15 protein-coding genes and 2 rRNA genes are annotated in these 20814 nt (G+C 66.7%); 2 read left to right on the top strand and 15 right to left on the bottom strand.

Features of this window, described 5'->3' with window-relative positions:
- Positions 1-87 precede the first annotated feature (87 nt).
- From D7I44_RS14210 to tyrS, 3 genes are all read right to left on the bottom strand, one after another.
- A 23S ribosomal RNA gene (locus D7I44_RS14210) occupies positions 88-3209 on the bottom strand.
- A gap of 406 nt (positions 3210-3615) precedes the next feature.
- Positions 3616-5141, bottom strand: a 16S ribosomal RNA gene (locus tag D7I44_RS14205).
- Together the 16S and 23S rRNA genes form the textbook arrangement of a ribosomal RNA operon.
- A gap of 441 nt (positions 5142-5582) precedes the next feature.
- Positions 5583-6887 (bottom strand): tyrosine--tRNA ligase, encoded by a 1305-nt coding sequence (tyrS, locus tag D7I44_RS14200; protein WP_120790101.1) that lies wholly within the window; start codon positions 6885-6887, stop codon positions 5583-5585.
- Between the two features lie 119 nt (positions 6888-7006).
- On the opposite strand from tyrS, the gene D7I44_RS14195 reads away from it, so the two are divergent.
- Together D7I44_RS14195 and D7I44_RS14190 are read left to right on the top strand one after the other, a co-directional pair.
- Positions 7007-7630 (top strand): DNA-binding protein, encoded by a 624-nt coding sequence (locus tag D7I44_RS14195; RefSeq protein ID WP_120790100.1) that lies wholly within the window; start codon positions 7007-7009, stop codon positions 7628-7630.
- Positions 7631-7633: 3 nt separating this feature from the next.
- A complete protein-coding gene (locus D7I44_RS14190) occupies positions 7634-8212 on the top strand; it encodes a hypothetical protein (RefSeq protein ID WP_120790099.1) in 579 nt (192 codons plus the stop codon).
- Here the strand turns inward: D7I44_RS14190 and D7I44_RS14185 are convergent.
- The 12 genes from D7I44_RS14185 to rplT form a co-directional block, all read right to left on the bottom strand.
- A complete protein-coding gene (locus tag D7I44_RS14185; protein WP_120790098.1) occupies positions 8160-8828 on the bottom strand; it encodes a DNA-3-methyladenine glycosylase in 669 nt (222 codons plus the stop codon). The genes D7I44_RS14190 and D7I44_RS14185 overlap by 53 nt on opposite strands.
- A 1-nt stretch (position 8829) precedes the next feature.
- Positions 8830-8973, bottom strand: a complete 144-nt coding sequence (locus D7I44_RS18270) for a hypothetical protein (RefSeq protein WP_162940291.1) — start codon at positions 8971-8973, stop codon at positions 8830-8832.
- Entirely contained in the window at positions 8973-10418 is a 1446-nt protein-coding gene (gene argH / locus D7I44_RS14180; RefSeq protein WP_120790097.1) for an argininosuccinate lyase, read from the bottom strand. The genes D7I44_RS18270 and argH overlap by 1 nt, the downstream gene beginning before the upstream one ends.
- Positions 10411-11352 carry an ornithine carbamoyltransferase gene (gene argF, locus D7I44_RS14175; protein ID WP_120790096.1) on the bottom strand — a complete coding sequence of 314 codons (942 nt, stop codon included), beginning with the start codon at positions 11350-11352 and terminating at the stop codon, positions 10411-10413. The genes argH and argF overlap by 8 nt, the downstream gene beginning before the upstream one ends.
- Positions 11349-12590 (bottom strand): acetylornithine transaminase, encoded by a 1242-nt coding sequence (locus D7I44_RS14170; RefSeq protein ID WP_120790095.1) that lies wholly within the window; start codon positions 12588-12590, stop codon positions 11349-11351. Before D7I44_RS14170 ends, argF begins: the two co-directional genes overlap by 4 nt.
- On the bottom strand, positions 12587-13519 hold the full coding sequence (argB, locus tag D7I44_RS14165) for an acetylglutamate kinase (protein WP_120790094.1): 933 nt from the start codon (positions 13517-13519) through the stop codon (positions 12587-12589). The genes D7I44_RS14170 and argB overlap by 4 nt, the downstream gene beginning before the upstream one ends.
- Before the next feature lie 4 nt (positions 13520-13523).
- Positions 13524-14684: a bifunctional glutamate N-acetyltransferase/amino-acid acetyltransferase ArgJ gene (gene argJ, locus D7I44_RS14160; protein WP_120790093.1), complete on the bottom strand. Its 1161-nt coding sequence runs from the start codon at positions 14682-14684 to the stop codon at positions 13524-13526.
- Positions 14681-15721: an N-acetyl-gamma-glutamyl-phosphate reductase gene (argC, locus tag D7I44_RS14155; protein WP_120790092.1), complete on the bottom strand. Its 1041-nt coding sequence runs from the start codon at positions 15719-15721 to the stop codon at positions 14681-14683. The genes argJ and argC overlap by 4 nt, the downstream gene beginning before the upstream one ends.
- 206 nt (positions 15722-15927) lie before the next feature.
- Complete coding sequence (pheT, locus tag D7I44_RS14150; RefSeq protein ID WP_120790091.1) at positions 15928-18441, bottom strand: phenylalanine--tRNA ligase subunit beta; 2514 nt, start codon at positions 18439-18441, stop codon at positions 15928-15930.
- Positions 18441-19481 (bottom strand): phenylalanine--tRNA ligase subunit alpha, encoded by a 1041-nt coding sequence (gene pheS, locus D7I44_RS14145; RefSeq protein ID WP_120790090.1) that lies wholly within the window; start codon positions 19479-19481, stop codon positions 18441-18443. Before pheS ends, pheT begins: the two co-directional genes overlap by 1 nt.
- Before the next feature lie 51 nt (positions 19482-19532).
- Entirely contained in the window at positions 19533-20333 is an 801-nt protein-coding gene (locus D7I44_RS14140; protein ID WP_120790089.1) for a TrmH family RNA methyltransferase, read from the bottom strand.
- Between the two features lie 67 nt (positions 20334-20400).
- Positions 20401-20784, bottom strand: coding sequence for a 50S ribosomal protein L20 (gene rplT / locus D7I44_RS14135; protein ID WP_120790088.1), 384 nt, complete (start codon positions 20782-20784; stop codon positions 20401-20403).
- Positions 20785-20814: the final 30 nt, after the last annotated feature.

Here is a 20814-nt window from a genome sequence, read left to right as displayed (position 1 = left end):
CTGGTCTGTTTTCAGCTTGTGTGCTGGTGCCCGTATGTCGGGAACCACTCAGTGGACGCGAGTCAACAGTGAAGACTGATGTTGGGGTGTAACAAGTTGTCGGCTTATTAGTACCGGTCAGCTGCGCAGGTCTTTCGTCCCTGCTTCCACATCCGGCCTATCAACCCAGTCGTCTGGCTGGGAGCCTCTCCCCACGAGGGGATGGAGATCTCATCTCGAGGCCGGCTTCCCGCTTAGATGCTTTCAGCGGTTATCCATCCCGAACGTAGCTAATCAGCGGTGCTCCTGGCGGAACAACTGACACACCAGAGGTTCGTCCAACCCGGTCCTCTCGTACTAGGGTCAGATCCTCTCAAATCTCCTGCGCGCGCAGCGGATAGGGACCGAACTGTCTCACGACGTTCTAAACCCAGCTCGCGTACCGCTTTAATGGGCGAACAGCCCAACCCTTGGGACCTACTCCAGCCCCAGGATGCGACGAGCCGACATCGAGGTGCCAAACCATGCCGTCGATATGGACTCTTGGGCAAGATCAGCCTGTTATCCCCGAGGTACCTTTTATCCGTTGAGCGACGGCCGTTCCACAACGTACCGCCGGATCACTAGTCCCGACTTTCGTCCCTGCTCGACCTGTCAGTCTCACAGTCAAGCTCCCTTGTGCACTTACACTCGCCACCTGATTGCCAACCAGGTTGAGGGAACCTTTGGGCGCCTCCGTTACTCTTTAGGAGGCAACCGCCCCAGTTAAACTACCCACCAGGCACTGTCCCTTGACCGGATCACGGTCAGAAGTTAGATATCCAGAGCGACCAGAGTGGTATTTCAACAATGACTCCACGAACACTAGCGTGCCCGCTTCGCAGTCTCCCACCTATCCTACACAAGCCGCACCGAACACCAATACCAAGCTATAGTAAAGGTCACGGGGTCTTTCCGTCCTGCTGCGCGTAACGAGCATCTTTACTCGTAGTGCAATTTCGCCGAGTTCGCGGTTGAGACAGCTGGGAAGTCGTTACGCCATTCGTGCAGGTCGGAACTTACCCGACAAGGAATTTCGCTACCTTAGGATGGTTATAGTTACCACCGCCGTTTACTGGGGCTTAAATTCTCAGCTTCGCTCAATAAAGAGCTGACCGGTCCTCTTAACCTTCCAGCACCGGGCAGGCGTCAGTCCGTATACATCGTCTTGCGACTTGGCACGGACCTGTGTTTTTAGTAAACAGTCGCTTCCCACTGGTCTCTGCGGCCACTCCACGCTCCCCCAGCAAGTGGGTTCACGCTTCGGGCCCCCCTTCTCCCGAAGTTACGGGGGCATTTTGCCGAGTTCCTTAACCACGATTCTCTCGATCTCCTTGGTATTCTCTACCTGACCACCTGAGTCGGTTTGGGGTACGGGCGGCTAGAACCTCGCGTCGATGCTTTTCTTGGCAGCATAGGATCACCGAATTCCCCTTGACGGGTATGCGTCAGATCTCAGGCACACAGGAGACGGATTTGCCTATCTCCAGCCCTACATCCTTGCCCCGGGACAACCATCGCCCGGTACGGCTACCTTCCTGCGTCACACCTGTTAACACGCTTGCCTCCCCGGACTGGGTCGCATGCTCCGCCGGCGGCGCCCCCTCGAAAGGAGACAGTGCCGGCATCGGATGCTTAGCATTACCAGATCAGCATGGGCGGTTCTTCGCCGGTACGGGAATATCAACCCGTTGTCCATCGACTACGCCTGTCGGCCTCGCCTTAGGTCCCGACTTACCCAGGGCGGATTAACCTGGCCCTGGAACCCTTGGTCTTTCGGAGGACGGGTTTCTCACCCGTCTTTCGCTACTCATGCCTGCATTCTCACTCGTGTGGCCTCCACAGCTGGGTCACCCCGCTGCTTCACCGCCCACACGACGCTCTCCTACCCATCACCGCGACTGGACCACGAAGGCCTGTCTGCTGCGGCAATGCCACGACTTCGGTGGCGTGCTTGAGCCCCGTTACATTGTCGGCGCGGAATCACTTGACCAGTGAGCTATTACGCACTCTTTCAAGGGTGGCTGCTTCTAAGCCAACCTCCTGGTTGTCTGTGCAACTCCACATCCTTTCCCACTTAGCACGCGCTTAGGGACCTTAGTCGGTGGTCTGGGTTGTTTCCCTCTCGACGATGAAGCTTATCCCCCACCGTCTCACTGCTGCGCTCTCACTTACCGGCATTCGGAGTTTGGCTAACGTCAGTAAGCTTTTAGGCCCCATCGGCTATCCAGTAGCTCTACCTCCGGCAAGAAACACGCAACGCTGCACCTAAATGCATTTCGGAGAGAACCAGCTATCACGAAGTTTGATTGGCCTTTCACCCCTACCCACAGCTCATCCCCCAGGTTTTCAACCCTGGTGGGTTCGGTCCTCCACGACGTCTTACCGTCGCTTCAACCTGGCCATGGGTAGATCACTTCGCTTCGGGTCTAGGACACGCGACTAAAAACGCCCTATTCGGACTCGCTTTCGCTACGGCTTCCCCACACGGGTTAACCTCGCCACGTATCGCTAACTCGCAGGCTCATTCTTCAAAAGGCACGCCGTCACCGGAACAAGCCGGCTCCGACGGTTTGTAAGCGAACGGTTTCAGGAACTATTTCACTCCCCTCCCGGGGTACTTTTCACCTTTCCCTCACGGTACTTGTCCGCTATCGGTCATCTGGGAGTATTCAGGCTTACCAGGTGGTCCTGGCAGATTCACACGGGATTTCTCGGGCCCCGTGCTACTCGGGAACACCCTCCGGCCGGCGCAGCATTTCGGCTACAGGACTCTCACCCGCTACGGTCAGCCTTTCCAAGCTGTTCGCCTACACCACGCGCACGTCACCGCAGGAGAACGGCAGTCCTCCTCGAAGGGTCCCACAACCCCCACCACGCAACCCCTGCCGGGTATCACACGTGACAGGTTTAGCCACATCCGCGTTCGCTCGCCACTACTAACGGAATCACATTTTGTTTTCTCTTCCTGTGGGTACTGAGATGTTTCACTTCCCCACGTTCCCTCTACCCGCCCTATACATTCAGGCGGGAGTAACCAGGTCACCCAAAGGGCCTGGCCAGGTTTCCCCATTCGGACACCCTCGGATCACAGTTCGCTTATCAACTCCCCGAGGCTTATCGCAGATTGCTACGTCCTTCATCGGCTCCAGATGCCAAGGCATCCACCGTTCGCTCTTAGAAACTTGCCACCACAACATGAGTCAAAAAAGAATCGCTCCAAGAGCCAAAGCCCTCAGAACAGACCATTTTGGTGACCCGCAAACTCAAAAGAGCCGCGGATCTAAGATGCTCGCGTCCACTGTGTAGTTCTCAAAATACGGACAGCACCCCCCACCCGCAGAACAAAACCTGCATCGGGAAGGCCTGAAGAAAAACCGCTCAACCACCAACCGGCAGCCAGCACGGTCCCTCAGGACCCAACAGCGCGCACCCCCCGACCAACCCCAACCAGCCCCGTTCCAAACCCGAAGGCCGTACTGAGAACCGATCAGCTCGATCGGAGGCATCGTCAATGTTCCACCCATGAGCCCCACCCCACAGACATTCGCCATGGGCGCGGGTTCTGGACCAGCAAGCTGGTCAGATGCTCCTTAGAAAGGAGGTGATCCAGCCGCACCTTCCGGTACGGCTACCTTGTTACGACTTAGTCCTAATCACCGATCCCACCTTCGACAGCTCCCTCCTTACGGTTAGGCCACTGGCTTCGGGTGTTACCGACTTTCATGACTTGACGGGCGGTGTGTACAAGGCCCGGGAACGTATTCACCGCAGCGTTGCTGATCTGCGATTACTAGCGACTCCGACTTCATGAGGTCGAGTTGCAGACCTCAATCCGAACTGAGACCGGCTTTTTGGGATTCGCTCCGCCTTACGACATCGCAGCCCTTTGTACCGGCCATTGTAGCATGCGTGAAGCCCAAGACATAAGGGGCATGATGATTTGACGTCATCCCCACCTTCCTCCGAGTTGACCCCGGCAGTCTCCTATGAGTTCCCACCATAACGTGCTGGCAACATAGAACGAGGGTTGCGCTCGTTGCGGGACTTAACCCAACATCTCACGACACGAGCTGACGACAACCATGCACCACCTGTATACCGACCACAAGGGGGCGACCATCTCTGGCCGTTTCCGGTATATGTCAAGCCTTGGTAAGGTTCTTCGCGTTGCATCGAATTAATCCGCATGCTCCGCCGCTTGTGCGGGCCCCCGTCAATTCCTTTGAGTTTTAGCCTTGCGGCCGTACTCCCCAGGCGGGGCGCTTAATGCGTTAGCTACGACACGGAAACCGTGGAATGGTCCCCACATCTAGCGCCCAACGTTTACGGCGTGGACTACCAGGGTATCTAATCCTGTTCGCTCCCCACGCTTTCGCTCCTCAGCGTCAGTTACGGCCCAGAGAACTGCCTTCGCCATCGGTGTTCTTCCTGATATCTGCGCATTCCACCGCTACACCAGGAGTTCCATTCTCCCCTACCGCACTCTAGCCCGCCCGTACCCACCGCACGCCTCAGGTTGAGCCTGAGGATTTCACGGCAGACGCGACGAACCGCCTACGAGCTCTTTACGCCCAATAATTCCGGACAACGCTCGGACCCTACGTATTACCGCGGCTGCTGGCACGTAGTTAGCCGGTCCTTTTTCTGCAGGTACCGTCACCCGAAGGCTTCTTCCCTGCCAAAAGAGGTTTACAACCCGAAGGCCGTCATCCCCCACGCGGCGTTGCTGCATCAGGCTTTCGCCCATTGTGCAATATTCCCCACTGCTGCCTCCCGTAGGAGTCTGGGCCGTGTCTCAGTCCCAGTGTGGCCGGTCACCCTCTCAGGCCGGCTACCCGTCGTCGCCTTGGTGAGCCACTACCTCACCAACAAGCTGATAGGCCGCGAGCCCATCCATGGCCGATAAATCTTTCCACCCCCCACCATGCGGCGAGAAGTCCTATCCAGTATTAGACGCCGTTTCCAACGCGTATCCCAGAGCCAAGGGCAGGTTACTCACGTGTTACTCACCCGTTCGCCACTAATCCAGCCAGTGCAAGCACCAGCCTTCATCGTTCGACTTGCATGTGTTAAGCACGCCGCCAGCGTTCGTCCTGAGCCAGGATCAAACTCTCCACAAAAAACTTGCGGACAAAGTCCGACCATGACAAAAGAACATCAAAACTGACATTCAATCCATCAAATAAACCAAAGGAATCCCAACACCATCCAAAAAACGGTGCCAGGGGTATTGGCATTGACAATGTGCACGCTGTTGAGTTCTCAAAGACCGTACGCACCCGGCCTAGACCTTTCGGTCATCGCGCCGGGGCAACCTATCTAACTTACCACACTCGCTGCTCTTCACTCGTCGCGATGACGCGACGCGGAGCTGGTGTGGACTTCCCATCTTAGGCACTCGGCTCGGGCCAAACAAGTGACCTTCGGAGTGTCTGTGATGAGGTCCCGCTTGAGGCCGGCGAGCTGAGCAGCTCAGCCGCACCTTTGGGGTGACAAGTAAGTAATTTACGCGGCACCAGGCCACCGCTCAAATCCAGGCAGCGCCCCGGGCGTGTCGCGGTCTACTCGACCGCGAACACCCCGGCGAGCGTCTTCTTTCCGCGACGCAGCACGGCCAGCCGGCCGGCGATCAGGTGGTCGGCGATCACCGCCTGATCGTCGTCGATCTTGAGGTTGTTCACGTAGACACCGCCCTGCGCGATCGCACGCCGGGACTCGGACAGACTCGTCGTGAGAGCGGTGTCGACGAGCAGCTGCGCGATCGTCTCAGCGCCCGAGGCGTCGACCGTCGGGAGTTCGCGCAGCGCCGCCTCGAGTGTGCCCGTGTCGAGGAGCGAAAGGTCACCGTTGCCGAAGAGAGCCTGCGATGCGAGGACAGCGGCGTTCGCGGCATCCGGCCCGTGCACCAGAGTCGTCACCTCGACGGCAAGTGTGCGCTGCGCCTCGCGGCGGAACGGCACCTCGACAACGGACTGCTCCAGCCGCTCGATCTCCGCGCGCGACAGGAAGGTGAAGATCTTGATGCGCGAGATCACATCGGCATCGTCGGTGTTGAGCCAGAACTGGTAGAAGGCGTACGGGCTGGTCAGGGACGCGTCCAGCCAGACGGCGTTGCCCTCGCTCTTGCCGAACTTGGTGCCGTCGCTGTTCGTGATCAGCGGTGTGCCGATCGCGTGCGCAGAGACGCCCTCGACACGTCTGATCAGATCGGTGCCGCTCGTGAGATTGCCCCACTGATCGCTGCCGCCGGTCTGAAGGACGCAGCCGTGCTGACGGTAGAGCTCGAGGAAGTCGAGCCCCTGGAGGATCTGGTAGCTGAACTCCGTGTACGAGATTCCCGCGTCGGAGTTGAGGCGGGCGGCCACCGCGTCCTTCTTGAGCATGGTGCCGACGCGGTAGTGCTTGCCGATGTCACGGAGGAAGTCGATCGCGCTCAGCTGCCCGAACCAGTCGAGGTTGTTCACGAGGCTCGCGGCGTTGTCGCCCTCGAAGCTCAGGAACTTCGACACCTGCGCCTGCAGGTAGCCGACCCACTCGCCGACGGTCTCTTTCGTGTTGAGCGTGCGCTCGGCGGTCGGGCGCGGGTCGCCGATCAGGCCCGTCGAACCGCCGACCAGGGCAAGCGGGCGATGCCCCGCGAGCTGCAGCCGGCGCAGCAGCACGAGCTGCACCAGATTGCCGAGGTGGAGGCTCGCCGCGGTCGGGTCGAAACCGCAGTAGTACGTGATGGGATCGCCTGCGAGGAGCTGCTTGAGCTCGCTCTCATCAGTGGAGACATGGATGAGGCCGCGCCAGACGATTTCGTCCCAGATGGATTCGAAGGAGGAATCGTTGTGCTGCGCGGCCAGGATTTCAGGCGTCGACACGCGGTCAACGGTATCAGCGGCCGCTCGCGCGAGAGTTCCAGCATTCACCTGGACTCGTGAATAGTTAGAGGTATAGCCTTAATATCGCACGAGTTAAAGGCTTTAGCTTAAGGAGCGCGATGTTCGTCATCACCGCGGATCAGATCGACTCGCGTCGCAGCGCCGACCTCGTCAGCGCCGAGCTCGAACGGATCAACGGAGAGCACGCGGCCGGGCTGGCCCTTCCGGCAGACCGCACCGCCGGCGACGAGCTGCAGGCACTCACCGATGACGCCGCGACCGCCCTCGCGCTCGCGCTGCAGCTCACCCGCACGCGCAGCTTCCACGTCGGGATAGGGGTCGGGCCAGTGCGCTCGCCGCTGCCGGCCGCGACACGCGAAGCGAGCGGGCCGGCGTTCTTCGCGGCACGGGACGCCGCGACGAGGGCGAAGAAGTCAGGCATCCGCCTCGCCATTCACAGTCAGAGCCAGCCACAGGCGGGCAGCACCCGCGCGGATGACGCGGAGTCGCTGCTCGCACTGCTGCTCATCGTGCGCGAGCGGCGGTCGGATGCCGGGTGGGAGCTGTTCGACCTCCTGGCCGCAGGGCGCACGCAGGCGGAGGCCGCGGCACGCCTCGGGATCTCAGCGCCTGCCGCGAGCGCACGCGCGAAGGCCGCGAACATCAAGGCGGAGCTCGCTGCGCTGCCCGGTCTCACTAGGCTCTTGGAGCAAGCCGACCTCATGACGCGACAGGAGCAGTAGCCGATGTACTACGCCGGGCCCGGGATCATCGTCGCGGTGCTGTTCTGGATCGTCCTCGCACTCGTCGTCGCGGGAGGGGTCGTCTTCTCGGTGCTCGCGGTGAAGGGCGGCCGCTGGGCCGCGATCGCCGCCGGAGCCTTCCTGGTCGTCGCCGTCGTTATGGTCGGCCTGCCGCACCCCCAGGGACCGGCAGTGCTGGGCGCCGTGATCGCGCTCGGCGCTGTCGCCATCTCGGCCTTCGGCGGCTCGCCCGCCGTGCGGACCGTGCTCGCCCTCGCGACGCGACAGGTCGAGGGCACGGCCGGCGGGATCCTCATCGAGCCGAGGGACGCGACGGCGCCCGGGCAGACGCGGGAGGTGCTGCGCGGCGGCCTCACCATCGGCATCCTCGAGCGCATCGGGACCACCGTCTCACTGCTCGCAGGTGTGCCTGAGGCGATCGCCGTGATCATCGCGATCAAGGGCGTCGGCCGGTTCAGCGAGCTCGGGGCCTCCGAAGCGCAGGAGCGCTTCATCATCGGCACACTCGTCAGCCTGGGGTGGGCGGCGCTGTGCGGGGCACTCGCGCACCTGGTCTGGTAGCGCGCGGCTTCGCCGGGCGGTAGACCGAGACCGTCGGGTCGCCCGCGATCCAGAACCTCCAGGGGAACGCCTCTCCCCCGCCATCGCCCGAGACCCCGACGCGCGGGCCGGAGACGAAGGCGGGCGGCCTCGCCTCGAGTTCGAGGGCAAACGGTGCGGAGAGCGCGTCCGCACCGTTCTCGTCGAGGCGGATGCCCGCCGCGACGGTGAGACGGGCCGGACCGCGGGCGAGGTCGCGCGCGGGGACCGCACCCCGGCGCACCTCGGCGAGCTGGGTGCCCTCGACCACCTCGGCGGCGCGCAGCAGGACCGCCGTTGCGGCGCCCGGCGGCGAGCACACCAGGTTCGCGCAGACATGCATGCCGTACGTGAAGTACACGTAGACGAAACCGGGCTCCCCGTACATCACGCCGTTGCGCTTCGTGCGACCGCGGAAGGCGTGCGAGCCGGGGTCCGCGCCGTCGCCCAGATACGCCTCGACCTCGGTGAGGCGGAGCACGACCGCCCCGGCATCCGTCTCGTGTGTCAGCCGCGCGCCGAGCAGAAGCGGGGCGATCTCGGTCGCCGGACGTGCGAAGAACTCGCGGTCTGGAGTGAACCGAGCATCGACGGGCACGTCAGAAGAGCCGGCCGCCGACGGCGTAGGTCACGATGATGCCCGCGACGACGATGGCGACCGCGACGCTCAGGATGGACCACCACAACCACGGGCGCATCGCCTTCTTCTGGCGCGGGGTGCTGTCGAGCTTGAACCGGGCCATCACAGTGCCTCCTGAGTCGCGCCGATGCGGGCGGTGACCTGACGAACGCGATCGGCGAGCAGGGCGCGCTGCGCGGCGACCCGCACGGGTGCGGTGCCGGCGATGCCGTCGCGGCTCGCGACGGATCCCTCGATCGTGAGGACCTCGCGGACCTCGGGTGTCAGGTGCGGCGAGATCTGGGCGAGAGACACGTCGTCGACCGCCTCGAGCCCGATGCCGCGCCGCTCCGCGAAGGACACCAGGTTGCCGGTGATCTCGTGAGCGTCGCGGAAGGGCACGTGCTGCTTCACGAGCCACTCGGCGACGTCGGTCGCGAGCGAATAGCCCTCAGGCGCGAGCTCGCGCATGCGGTCGGTGTGGAAACGCAGCGTCGCGACCATGCCGGTGAAGGCGGGCAGCAGGACCTCGAGCGTATCGATCGAGTCGAAGACCGGCTCCTTGTCCTCCTGGAGGTCGCGGTTGTACGCGAGCGGAAGGCCCTTCAGCGTCGCAAGGAGGCCCGTGAGGTTGCCGATGAGGCGGCCCGACTTGCCGCGCGCGAGCTCGGCGATGTCGGGGTTCTTCTTCTGCGGCATGATCGACGAGCCCGTCGAGTAGCTGTCGTCGAGGGTGACGAAGCCGAACTCGCGGGTGTTCCAGATGATGATCTCCTCCGCGAGGCGCGAGAGGTCGATGCCGAGCTGGGCCGTCACGTAGGCGAACTCCGCGACGACGTCGCGCGAGGCGGTCGCGTCGATCGAGTTCGGGGCGACCGCCGCGAAGCCGAGCTCGTCGGCGATCAGGGCGGCATCCAGGCCCAGGGTGTTGCCGGCCAGCGCTCCCGAGCCGTAGGGCGAGGCATCCGCGCGTCTGCGCCAGTCGTCGAGCCGCTCGAGATCGCGCACGAGCGGCCAGCAATGCGCCAGCAGGTGGTGCGCGAGCAGCACGGGCTGCGCGTGCTGCAGATGCGTGCGGCCGGGCATGATCGCATCGGCGTTCGCCTCCGCCTGCGCGGCGAGCGCGTCGATGAGGTCGACGACGAGCCCGGCGAGCACGGCGGAGTGGTCGCGCAGCAGCATGCGGATCAGCGTCGCGATCTGGTCGTTGCGGCTGCGGCCCGCGCGGAGCTTGCCACCCAGCTCGGCGCCGGCGATCTCGATGAGACCGCGCTCGAGGGCCGAGTGGACGTCTTCGTCGGATGCCGCAGGAAGGAACTCGCCCGTGTCTACGCGACGCTGCAGCTCGTCGATCGCGGCGATCATGCCGCCGAGCTCTGCGTCGTCGAGGTAGCCGGCGCGGTGCAGGGCGCGGGCGTGGGCGCGCGAGCCTGTCAGGTCATAGCCGGCCAGCTGCCAGTCGAACTGCGTGGACTTGCTGAGGCGGGCGAGCTCGGGCGACGGGCCGTCGGCGAAGCGGCCGCCCCAGAGAGCGCCGGCCTCGCCCGCGCGGTTGATGTCGTCAGGCATCCGACCCCTCTTTGTTCTTCTCGAGCAGCCACGCGAGCACGGCCTTCTGCGCATGCAGACGGTTCTCCGCCTCGTCCCAGACGACGGACTGCGGGCCGTCGAGGACCTCTGACGTGACCTCGTAGCCGCGGTACGCGGGCAGGCAGTGCAGGAAGATCGCCTCGGGCGCCGCCTGCGCCATCAGAGCTGCATCGACCGTGTAGCCCGCGAACGCCTCGACGCGCGCCGACTTCTCGTCCTCCTGGCCCATCGAGACCCAGGTGTCGGTGAGGATCACGTCTGCGCCCGCAGCGGCCGCTGTCGTGTCGGTGAGGACCTCGACGGATCCGCCGGTCGTCTCGGCGATGCGCGCGGCGTCGGCGAGGATGCCCGCGTCGGGCTGGTACGCCGCCGGGGTGGCGATGCGGACGTGCATGCCGGCGGTCGCGCCGCCCAGCAGATACGAGTGCGCCATGTTGTTCGCGCCGTCGCCGACGTAGGTCATCGTGAGGCCGGCGAGACGGCCCTTGTGCTCGGCGATGGTGAGCAGGTCCGCGAGGATCTGGCACGGGTGGAAGTCGTCGGTCAGAGCGTTGACGACCGGGACACCCGCGTATTCGGCCATCGTCTCGAGGTCGGACTGCGCGTAGGTGCGCCACACGATCGCGGCGACCTGGCGGCCGATGATCCGCGCGACATCCGGAACGGACTCGCGCGTGCCGATCTGCGCCTTCGTTCCATCGACCAGGAACGGCGCGCCCTGGAGCTCGGCGACACCCACCGTGAAGGACGTCTGGGTGCGCAGCGTCGGCTTGTCGAAGATGAGCGCGACGGTCTTCGGGCCGGCGAGCGGCGACGCCGCGAAGCGGTCTGCTTTGAGGCGCGCGGCGAGGTCGAGGATCTCGGCCTGCTCGGCGGGCGTCACATCGTCGTCGCGGAGGAAATGGCGCCTCATGCGCTCACCTTCCGTTCGTGGGCCTCCGCTTTCGCGTCGACCTCGTGGAGCGCGGCACCGAAGCGCGCGCGGAATTCGTCGAGCTCGATCTCGCCGATCACGAGCGGCGGGGCGAGGCGGATGCTGTCGGGGCCCGTCGCATTGATGATGAGGCCCTGCCCGCGGGCTGCGGTGACGAGCGCCTCGGCGACAGGTGCTGCCAGCGCGATGCCGACGAGCAGGCCCCGGCCGCGGGTGCCCGCGATGAGCGGAGACTCGAGGTCGGCGATGACGGCTTTCAGCTGCTCGCCCCTGGCCCGGGCGTTCTCGACGAGGCCGGACGCCTCGATCTCACCGAGCACCGCATTGGCGGCTGCCGTCGCGAGCGGGTTGCCGCCGAACGTCGTGCCGTGCTGGCCGCGGTGGAACAGTGCGGAGGCCGCGCCGAAGGTGACCAGGGCGCCGATCGGGACGCCGCCCGCCATGCCCTTCGCCAGGGTGATCGCGTCGGGCGTGATGCCTTCGTGCTGGAATCCGAACCAGTCCCCGGTGCGGCCGGCGCCGGTCTGGACCTCGTCGACGATGAGCAGTGCGCCGTGCCGCTGCGTGAGCTCGCGCGCCTTCGCGAAGAATCCGGCGGGGAGTTCGAGCACGCCCGCCTCGCCCTGGATCGGCTCGACGAAGAGCGCAGCGACGCTGTCGTCGATTGCCGCCTCGAGCGACTCGAGAGTCGCCGGGATGTGCTCGACACCCGAGACCATGGGCTGGAAGGGGTCGCGCATGTAGGCCTTGCCGGTGAGCGCGAGTGCGCCCATGGTGCGGCCGTGGAAAGCGTTCTGCAGCGCGAGGACGCGGGTCTTCGAACCGTCACCGCGGTTCAGCCGCGCGAGCTTGAAGGCCGCTTCGTTCGCCTCTGTGCCCGAGTTCGCGAAGAAGACGCGGCCCTGGTCGCCTGCGCCGGTGAGCCGCTTCAGCCGCTCGGCGAGCTCGAGCTGCGGCGCCGAGGCGAACAGGTTCGAGACATGCGCGGCGAGCGAGACCTGACGGGTGACCGCCTCGATCAGGACGGGGTGCGCGTGGCCGAGCGAGTTCACGGCGATGCCGCCGAGGAAATCGAGGTACTTGTTGCCCTCGGCGTCCCACACCCACGCGCCCTGGCCGTGATCGAGCAGCAGCGGCGGGGTGGCGAAGGTGCCGACCAGGTCGGACTCGTAGCGGGACTGCCACGCCGCCGGGGCGGACGTGCTGTTCTCGGTCACGCGGTGACCTCCGTTCCGATGCCCTGCTGGGTGAAGATCTCGAGCAGGATCGAGTGAGGGATGCGGCCGTCGACGATCGCGGCCTTGGGAACGCCGCCCTGGACGGCGTCGAGGCACGCCGACATCTTCGGGATCATGCCGGACTCCAGGCTCGGCAGCAGCGCGTGCAGCTCGCCCGCCGAGATGCTCGTGAGCATCGACGCGCGGTCGGGCCAGTCGCGATAGAGGCCGGCGACGTCGGTCAGGACGATGAGCTTCTCAGCCCGCAGGGCCACTGCGAGGGCCGCGGCCGCGGCATCCGCATTCACATTCAATGACTGCCCTGCCACGTCGCCGTCGGGGGCGACCGACGAGACGACGGGAATCCGCCCGGCGTCGAGCTGGGTCAGGATCACCTCGGGATTCACCGCGACGACGTCGCCCACGAGGCCGAGGTCGACGATCTCGCCGTCGACCATCGCGCCGCGCCTGCGGCCGGTGAACAGCCCCGCGTCCTCGCCGGACATGCCGATGGCGATCGTCGGGTTGAGCTCGTTGAGCGAGCGGACGATGCCGCGGTTGATGTGCCCCGTGAGCACCATGCGCACGACGTCCATCGCCTCGGGCGTCGTGACGCGGTAGCCGCCCTTGAACTCGCTGTGGATGCCGAGCTTGTCAAGCATCGATGAGATCTGCGGGCCGCCGCCGTGGACGACGACCGGCTTCAACCCGACGTGGTGGAGATAGAGGATGTCCTCGGCGAAGGTGCGCTGCAGCTCGGGGCTGACCATCGCGTTGCCGCCGAACTTGACGACGACGATCTTGTCGCGGAACGAGCCGAGCCACGACAGCGACTCGATGAGGATCGCGGTCTTCTCGAGCGCAGCCTCGCGTGCGGCGACGATCTCTGCGTCGTCCGGGTTGATGGTGGTGAGGGTTTCGTCGGCCATGGCGTCAGCTCGCGTACGCGCTGTTCTCGTGCACGTAGTCGTGCGTGAGGTCGTTGGTCAGGATCGTCGCGCGAGCCGGGCCCACCTTCACATCGATGCGGATGTCGACGGCGCGCGGGGTGAGGTCGACGAGCTCGCGCGGCTGGTCGGGCTGGCCTGCGGCGCAGACGCGGACGCCGTTGAACCACACGTCGATGTCGTAGGGGTCGAACTCGGCCGCGGTCGTGCCGACGGCGGCGAGCACCCGGCCCCAGTTGGGATCGTTGCCGAAGATCGCCGCCTTGAAGAGGTTGTTGCGGGCCACCGCGCGGCCGACCTCCACCGCATCGCTCTCGCTCGCCGCGTTCTCGACATGGATGGCGATGTCGTGGGATGCCCCCTCGGCGTCCCCCTGCAGCTGCTCGGCGAGGCTCTGGCAGACCTCGGTGAGGGCTGCCGTGAACTCGGTGAGGTCGGGTGTGACGCCGCTCGCCCCGGAGCCGAGCAGAGCGACGGTGTCATTGGTCGACATGCAGCCGTCGGAGTCGAGACGGTCGAAAGTGACCGCCGTTGCTGAGCGCAGCGCCTGGTCGAGCTCGGCGCTCGGGAGCACTGCGTCGGTCGTGATCACGACCAGCATGGTGGCGAGGCCCGGAGCGAGCATGCCGGCGCCCTTCGCCATTCCGCCGATCGTCCAGCCGGCCGGCGAGGTGCGCACAGCCTGCTTCGCCACAGTGTCGGTCGTCATGATCGCCTCGGCCGCCGACTGACCGCCGGCGGGCGTTCCGGCGAGCGCGGCCGCTGCATCCGTCACCCCTGCCGTCACCTTGGCGAGATCGAGCTGCTCGCCGATGAGGCCCGTCGAGCACACCAGCACGTCGCCCGCGGAGATGTCGAGCAGCTCGGCGACGCGTTCGGCCGTAGCGTGCGTGGTCTGGAAGCCTTGCGCGCCGGTGTAGCAGTTGGCTCCGCCCGAGTTGAGGACGATGGCCGAGACGGTGCCGTCCTTGATGACCTCTTTGCTCCACAGCACCGGATTCGCGAGGCACCGGTTGCTCGTGAAGACGGTCGCCGCGTTCTGGAGGGGGCCGACGTTGCGGACCAGCGCCACGTCGGACCTGCCGGTCGACTTGAGCCCGGCGGGCACGCCGGCTGCGAGGAATCCTGCTGCTGCGGTGACGCTCACGGGGCGACTCCGTTCGTGGTCAGCGCGGTGCCCTCAGGCAGGCCCAGCGCGATGTTTGCGGACTGGACGGCGGCGCCCGCCGTGCCCTTCACGAGGTTGTCGACCGCGATCAGTGCGACGACCCTGTTCGCCGCCTCGTCGACGGTGACGCCGATGAGCGCGGTGTTCGCGCCGAGGACATCGGCGGTGCGGGGCCAGGTGCCCTCGGGCAGCAGCTGCACGAACGCCTCGCCCGCGTAGGCGCCCTCCCAGGCATCCCGCACCTGCTGCGTGGTTACGCCCGCCTTGAGCGGCGCGGTGACGGTCGCGAGGATGCCGCGCGCCATCGGCACGAGGACCGGCGTGAACGACACCTTCGGATCGGTGGCGCCCGCGAGCTTCAGGTTCTGGATGATCTCGGGGATGTGCCGGTGGCCGCCGCCGACACCGTACGGGTTGGCCGAGCCGAGAAGCTCGCTGCCGAGGTACTGCACCTTGAGGTTCTTGCCTGCGCCTGAGGGCCCGACCGCGAGGACCGCGACGATGTCCTCGTCGATGAGGCCGGCTGTGATGCCGGGGGCGATCGCGAGTGAGACCGAGCTCGCGTTGCAGCCGGGGGCCGCGATCTTCGTGGCGCCGATGAGGCGATCGCGCAGCTTTCCGCCGGCGGCGGGCAGCTCGGGCACCCCGTAGGCCCACGGCTCGTTGAACTCGCCGCCGTAGAACTTGGCCCACGCCGCCTCGTCGGTGAGGCGGTGGTCGGCGCCGCAGTCGACGACGAGGACGTCGTCGGGCAGTTGCGCGGTGATCGCGCCCGACGCGCCGTGGGGCAGGGCGAGGAAGACCACGTCGTGGCCCGCGAGGACGGCGGGAGTGGTCTCTTGCAGGATCAGGTGCGCATACGAGCGCAGATGCGGCTGCAGCAGGGCGAGCGGCTTTCCCGCGTTCGAGGATGCGGTCACGGTTGTGACCTCGAAATCGGGGTGGCCTGCGAGCAGCCGCAGCACCTCCCCGCCGGCGTAGCCGGATGCTCCGGCGACGGCGACCGTGTACGTCATGGTTGGTTCCACCTTGTTATTTCTGGACGGCGACGGATTCTGAGTCACGGCGACGCCTGCGTGGAACCGGCAGACTTCCGGCTACGCGAGCGCCGCCGAGATTCGGCCGCCCAGGAAACGTCGACGCAGCACGAGCCGCGCACGCGAACGTGCGGCGACGGTGATGCGGACGGAAGTCATGCCGCCAGCATATCCGCCGCCGCGGGTCACTCGCGAACCGTCGCGCCGAAGCGGTCACCGGCGAGTGCGGCACCCGCGAGCTTGGCGTCGCTCGCCTCGGACGCCGTCAGCGTGCGATCGCCCGCGCGGAAGCGCAGCGCGAAAGTCAGGCTCTTGCAGCCGGCGGGCACGCCCTGGCCGCGATAGTCGTCGACCACCTGGGCGTGCTCGAGCAGCTCGCCCGCGCCCTCGACGACCGCAGCGAGCACCTCGCCCGCGGCCGCGGCGAGCGGCACGACGAGCGAGAGGTCCTGCGTTGCGGCCGGAAACGACGAGATCGGCGCGACCTCGAGGGTCTCGGGCGATGCCGCGATCAGCGCGCCCAGATCGGCCTCGAACACCGCGACGATGCGCGGCAGGTCGAGCTCGGCTGCGAGGGCGGGCAGCAGCTCGCCGGCGAATCCGACGGATGCCTCGCCGTCGGCTGTCGCCACGAAGAGCTCTGCGGTGCGACCCGGGTGCAGGCTCGCGTGGCGTCCCTGGCGGACGGAGATCTCGACCCCCACCGCGGCGCCGAGGGTGCGCACCGCGGCGAGCGCGTCGGCGAGACCGGTCGCCACGGCCGGATGGCCCGGCTGCTTCGGCGTCGCGTTGCCGAGGAACAGGCCGGCGACGTGGCGGGGCTGCGGCGGGATGCTCGCGTCGAGCGCCGCGAGCGTGGCGTCGTCCGGGCGCGCGTTCCCGATCGGCAGGCGGTCGACGCCGTAGCTCACGCCGGCTTCAGGTCGGAAGACGAGGCCGAGCTCGTAGACCGCGAGGTCGGTGAGCCCGCGCGACAGGTTGCGCTGCGCGATGTCGATGAGACCGGGCAGCAGCGTGGTGCGCAGGAACGGCACACGCGCGTCGAGGGCGTTGGCGAGCTTAACCGCGGGCACCGGCTCGCCGCTCGGCGAGCCGAACGCGTTGTTCTGCTCGGCCGTCAGGAACGGCATGGCCAGGACCTCGGTGAGTCCGCTGCCCGCAAGCGCCCAGGCCGCCTGGCGACGCAGCTGCTGCTCGCGGGTGAGGCCGCGCCCGGGGGGCGCGACCGGGATGACGCTCGGGATACGCTCGTAGCCGCCCACGCGCGCCACCTCTTCGGCGAGGGTCGCCGCGTCGGTGAGGTCGGGGCGCCAACTCGGCGGGGTGACCGTGAACCCGGCATCCGCCTTCACCACGCTCGCCCCGATCGCCGTCAACGTGCGCTCGATCTCGGCGTCGTCGTAGTCGACGCCGACGAGCCGCGTGGCGAAGCCGCTCGGCAGCTCGATCGGCTGCGGAGCCGATTCGTTGTGGATGCGCGCACCCAGTGCCACCGCATGACCGCCCGCGAGCTGCTCGAGCAGCTGCACGACGCGCGCCGCGGCCGCCTCGGCCACGGCAGGGTCCACGCCGCGCTCGAAGCGGCGGGACGCCTCGGAGGGCAGCTTCTGGCGACGCGCGGTGCGCGCGATCGACACCGGGTCGAAGTTCGCCGCCTCGACCAGAACCCGCGTCGTCGTGTCGGACATCTCGGTCTTCGCGCCGCCCATCACGCCGGCGAGGCCGATGGCGCCCGACTCGTCAGCGATGAGCAGATCTTCCGGGTCGAGCTTGCGCACGGCTCCGTCGAGGGTCTCGAGCGTCTCGCCGGGCTGCGCTCGACGCACCGTGATGCCGCCGGCCAGCTTGTCGAGGTCATAGCCGTGGATCGGCTGCCCGAACTCGAGCATCACGTAGTTCGTGATGTCGACGGGCAGCGTGAGCGATCGGATGCCTGCGAGACGTAGCCGCGCCGCGAGCCACGGCGGCGTCGGACGCGTCGGGTCGACGCCCTCGACGGTGCGCGCGACGAACACGGACGCGCCGACGTTGCCGCGGATGGGGGCGTCGTCGGAGATCGCGAGCGGGAAGCCGTCGGCTGCGGCATCCGACTGCACCTGATCGACCGGGTCGCGGAAGACCGCGCCGGTCGCGTGCGAATACTCCCGCGCGATGCCGCGGATCGAGAAGGCGTAGCCGCGGTCGGGCGTGACGTTGACCTCGACGGCCGCGTCGTCGAGACCGAGCAGCGCGATCGCGTCGGCGCCGATCTCGGGGTCGAGGCCGAGGGTCGCGAGCACGAGGATGCCCGCGTGCTCGTCGTTGAGCCCGAGCTCGCGGCCCGAGGCGATCATGCCGTCGCTCGTGTGGCCGTAGGTCTTGCGCGCCGCGATCGGGAACGGGCCGGGCAGCACGGCGCCGGGCAGCGTGACCGCGACCTTGTCGCCGGCCGCGAAGTTGTGGGCGCCGCAGACGATGCCGCGCACTCCCCCGTTCGCCTCGCCGACGTCGACCTGGCACCAGCGGATGGTCTTGCCGTTGCTCTGCGGCTCTTCGACGAACTCGAGCACCTGACCGACCACGACGGGGCCGGTCACCTCGAAGCGGTGGATCGCCTCTTCCTCGAGGCCGACCTTGACGAGCGCCGCGTGGACGTCCTCGGGGGTCGAGCCGGGGAGCAGATCGACGTACTCGGCGAGCCAGCTGAGTGGGACGCGCATCAGACCACCATTCCGAACGACTGGGAGAAGCGGATGTCGCCTTCGAGGAAGTCGCGCATGTCGCTGAGCTCGCTGCGGAACTGCAGGGTGCGCTCGAGGCCCATGCCGAAGGCGAAGCCGGTGTACACCTCGGGGTCGACGCCGCCCGCGCGCAGCACGTTGGCGTTGACCATGCCGCAGCCGCCCCACTCGATCCAGCGGGGGCCGCCCTTGGCGGACGGGTGCCAGACGTCGAGCTCGGCCGACGGCTCGGTGAACGGGAAGTAGTTGGGGCGCAGTCGGATCTTCGCCTCAGGGCCGAACATCACGCGCGCGAAGTGCTCGAGCGTTCCGCGCAGGTGCGCCATGGTGAGCCCCTTGTCGACGGCGAGGCCCTCGATCTGGCTGAACGCGGGCACGTGCGTCGCGTCGACCTCGTCGGTGCGGTAGGCGCGGCCGGGCGCGACGATGTAGATCGGCAGCTCACGGCCGAGCAACGAGCGGATCTGCACCGGGCTAGTGTGCGTGCGCATCACGAGGTGGCGCTCGACGGGCTCGACGAAGAAGGTGTCCTGCAGGGCGCGGGCCGGGTGGTCCTCGTCGAAGTTCAGCGCGTCGAAGTTGAACCACTCGTTCTCGAGCTCTGGCCCTTCCGCGATCTCCCAGCCCATGCCGATGAAGATGTCGCTGACCTTCTCCTGAATGAGCGAGAGCGGATGCCGGGAGCCGACGCGCCCCGGAACGGCGAGCGCCGTCACGTCGACGGCCTCCGCCGCGAGCTGGGCGTGCTCTTCGGCTGCGGAGATCTCGGCCTCCTTCGCCGAGAAGGCCTGGTTGACCCGGCCGCGGGCGCCGCCGACGAGCTTGCCGAGGGCCGCCTTCTGATCGTTCGGGACGCTGCGCAGCTGCCCGTTGAGGCGCGCGAGCAATGAATGCTCGCCGAGGTGCTGCGCACGCACGTCCTTGAGGGCGGCGGAGTCGTCGGCTGCGGTGATGGCCGCGAGGGCGGCGTCGACGGCGGCGCGGACGGACTCCTCGTTGAGCTCGGGAGTGTCTGACACGGTCCACAAGCTTACCGGGGGCGTCTGCGCCTCTCGGCGCGGCGACATCGCCTATGCCCGCTGGGCGAAGGCGGATTCGTAGAGACAGACGGATGCCGCGGTGGCGAGGTTCATCGACTCGGCGTACCCGTAGATCGGAACGGTGATGACGCGGTCGACCAGCTCGAGGTCTTCCGCCTCGAGCCCGCGCGCCTCATTGCCGAACACCCAGGCCGTCGGCGCCGCGAGCAGGTTCTCGCGCCGGGCGACCAGCAGGTCTTCGCCCTTGACGTCGGCGGCGAGCACCTGCAGCCCCGCTTCACGCGCCCGCCCGACGACATCGCCGAGGCTCGCGCCGACCGCGACCGGAAGATGGAAGATCGACCCCGTCGTCGACCTGACGACCTTGGGGTTGTACAGATCGACCGTGCGGCCGGTGAAGATCACGGCGTCGACGCCGGCCGAGTCCGCGGCGCGCACGATGGTGCCGGCATTGCCCGGGTCGCGCACTTCCTCGAGGACCGCGATGAGCTTCGGTTCACCGGAGAAGATGTCCTTCACCGAGGTCGGGAACTGGTGCACGACCCCGACGAAGCCCTGCGGCGTGACGGTGTCGGACATCGCGTTCAGCACCTCTTCGGTGACGAACTCGACGTCGACGCCCGCGTCGACCGCGGTCTGCGCGATGTCGGTGTAGCGGTCGAGCGCCGTGGGCGTCGCATAGAGCTCGACGATCAGCTCCGGCCGATAGCTGAGCACCTCGCTCGCGGCCTGCGGCCCCTCGAGCAGGAACATGCCGGTCTCGGCGCGGGCGGTCTTCTTCGCGAGCTTCGCGACGCTGCGGACGCGCGGAGACCGGGGATTGTCGAGCACGGTCGTCAGTCTACAAAAAGGCCCGGTCATCACGGGGATGACCGGGCCTTTCGAGCGGGATGCCCGCTTATGCAGCCTTGGGGGCCGAGGTGTCTGCCGGAAGCGCCTTCTTGGCGGCCTCGACGAGGCCCGCGAAGGTGTTCGGCTCGTTGACCGCGAGGTCGGCGAGGATACGGCGGTCGACCTCGATGCCGGCCAGGCCGAGGCCCTGGATCAGGCGGTTGTAGGTCAGGCCGTTCTGGCGGGCCGCGGCGTTGATGCGCTGGATCCACAGGCGGCGGAACTCGCCCTTGCGAGCGTGACGGTCACGGTAGGCGTAGACGAGCGAGTGGGTGACCTGCTCCTTGGCCTTGCGGTAGAGACGCGAGCGCTGGCCGCGGTAGCCCTCCGCGCGCTCCAGGATGGTCCGACGCTTCTTGTGTGCGTTTACTGCGCGCTTGACACGAGCCATTTCTTTACTTCCTTAAACTCTGGGCCGGGC

Origin of the sequence: Gryllotalpicola protaetiae (assembly GCF_003627055.1) — a bacterium.
In the GTDB taxonomy this organism is placed as follows: Bacteria; Actinomycetota; Actinomycetes; order Actinomycetales; family Microbacteriaceae; genus Gryllotalpicola; species Gryllotalpicola protaetiae.
The sequence above is the reverse complement of the archived record's forward strand: the minus strand, read 5'-3'. Positions and strand labels throughout refer to the sequence as shown.

Excerpts from the sequence above, each read along its gene's own strand:
- D7I44_RS14195 (WP_120790100.1), top strand. The coding sequence starts at position 7,007 with ATGTTCGTCATCACCGCGGATCAGATCGACTCGCGTCGCAGCGCCGAC.
- D7I44_RS14190 (WP_120790099.1), top strand. The coding sequence starts at position 7,634 with ATGTACTACGCCGGGCCCGGGATCATCGTCGCGGTGCTGTTCTGGATC.
- D7I44_RS18270 (WP_162940291.1), bottom strand. The coding sequence starts at position 8,973 with ATGGCCCGGTTCAAGCTCGACAGCACCCCGCGCCAGAAGAAGGCGATG.
- argH (WP_120790097.1), bottom strand. The coding sequence starts at position 10,418 with ATGCCTGACGACATCAACCGCGCGGGCGAGGCCGGCGCTCTCTGGGGC.
- argF (WP_120790096.1), bottom strand. The coding sequence starts at position 11,352 with ATGAGGCGCCATTTCCTCCGCGACGACGATGTGACGCCCGCCGAGCAG.
- argB (WP_120790094.1), bottom strand. The coding sequence starts at position 13,519 with ATGGCCGACGAAACCCTCACCACCATCAACCCGGACGACGCAGAGATC.
- argC (WP_120790092.1), bottom strand. The coding sequence starts at position 15,721 with ATGACGTACACGGTCGCCGTCGCCGGAGCATCCGGCTACGCCGGCGGG.
- pheT (WP_120790091.1), bottom strand. The coding sequence starts at position 18,441 with ATGCGCGTCCCACTCAGCTGGCTCGCCGAGTACGTCGATCTGCTCCCC.
- rplT (WP_120790088.1), bottom strand. The coding sequence starts at position 20,784 with ATGGCTCGTGTCAAGCGCGCAGTAAACGCACACAAGAAGCGTCGGACC.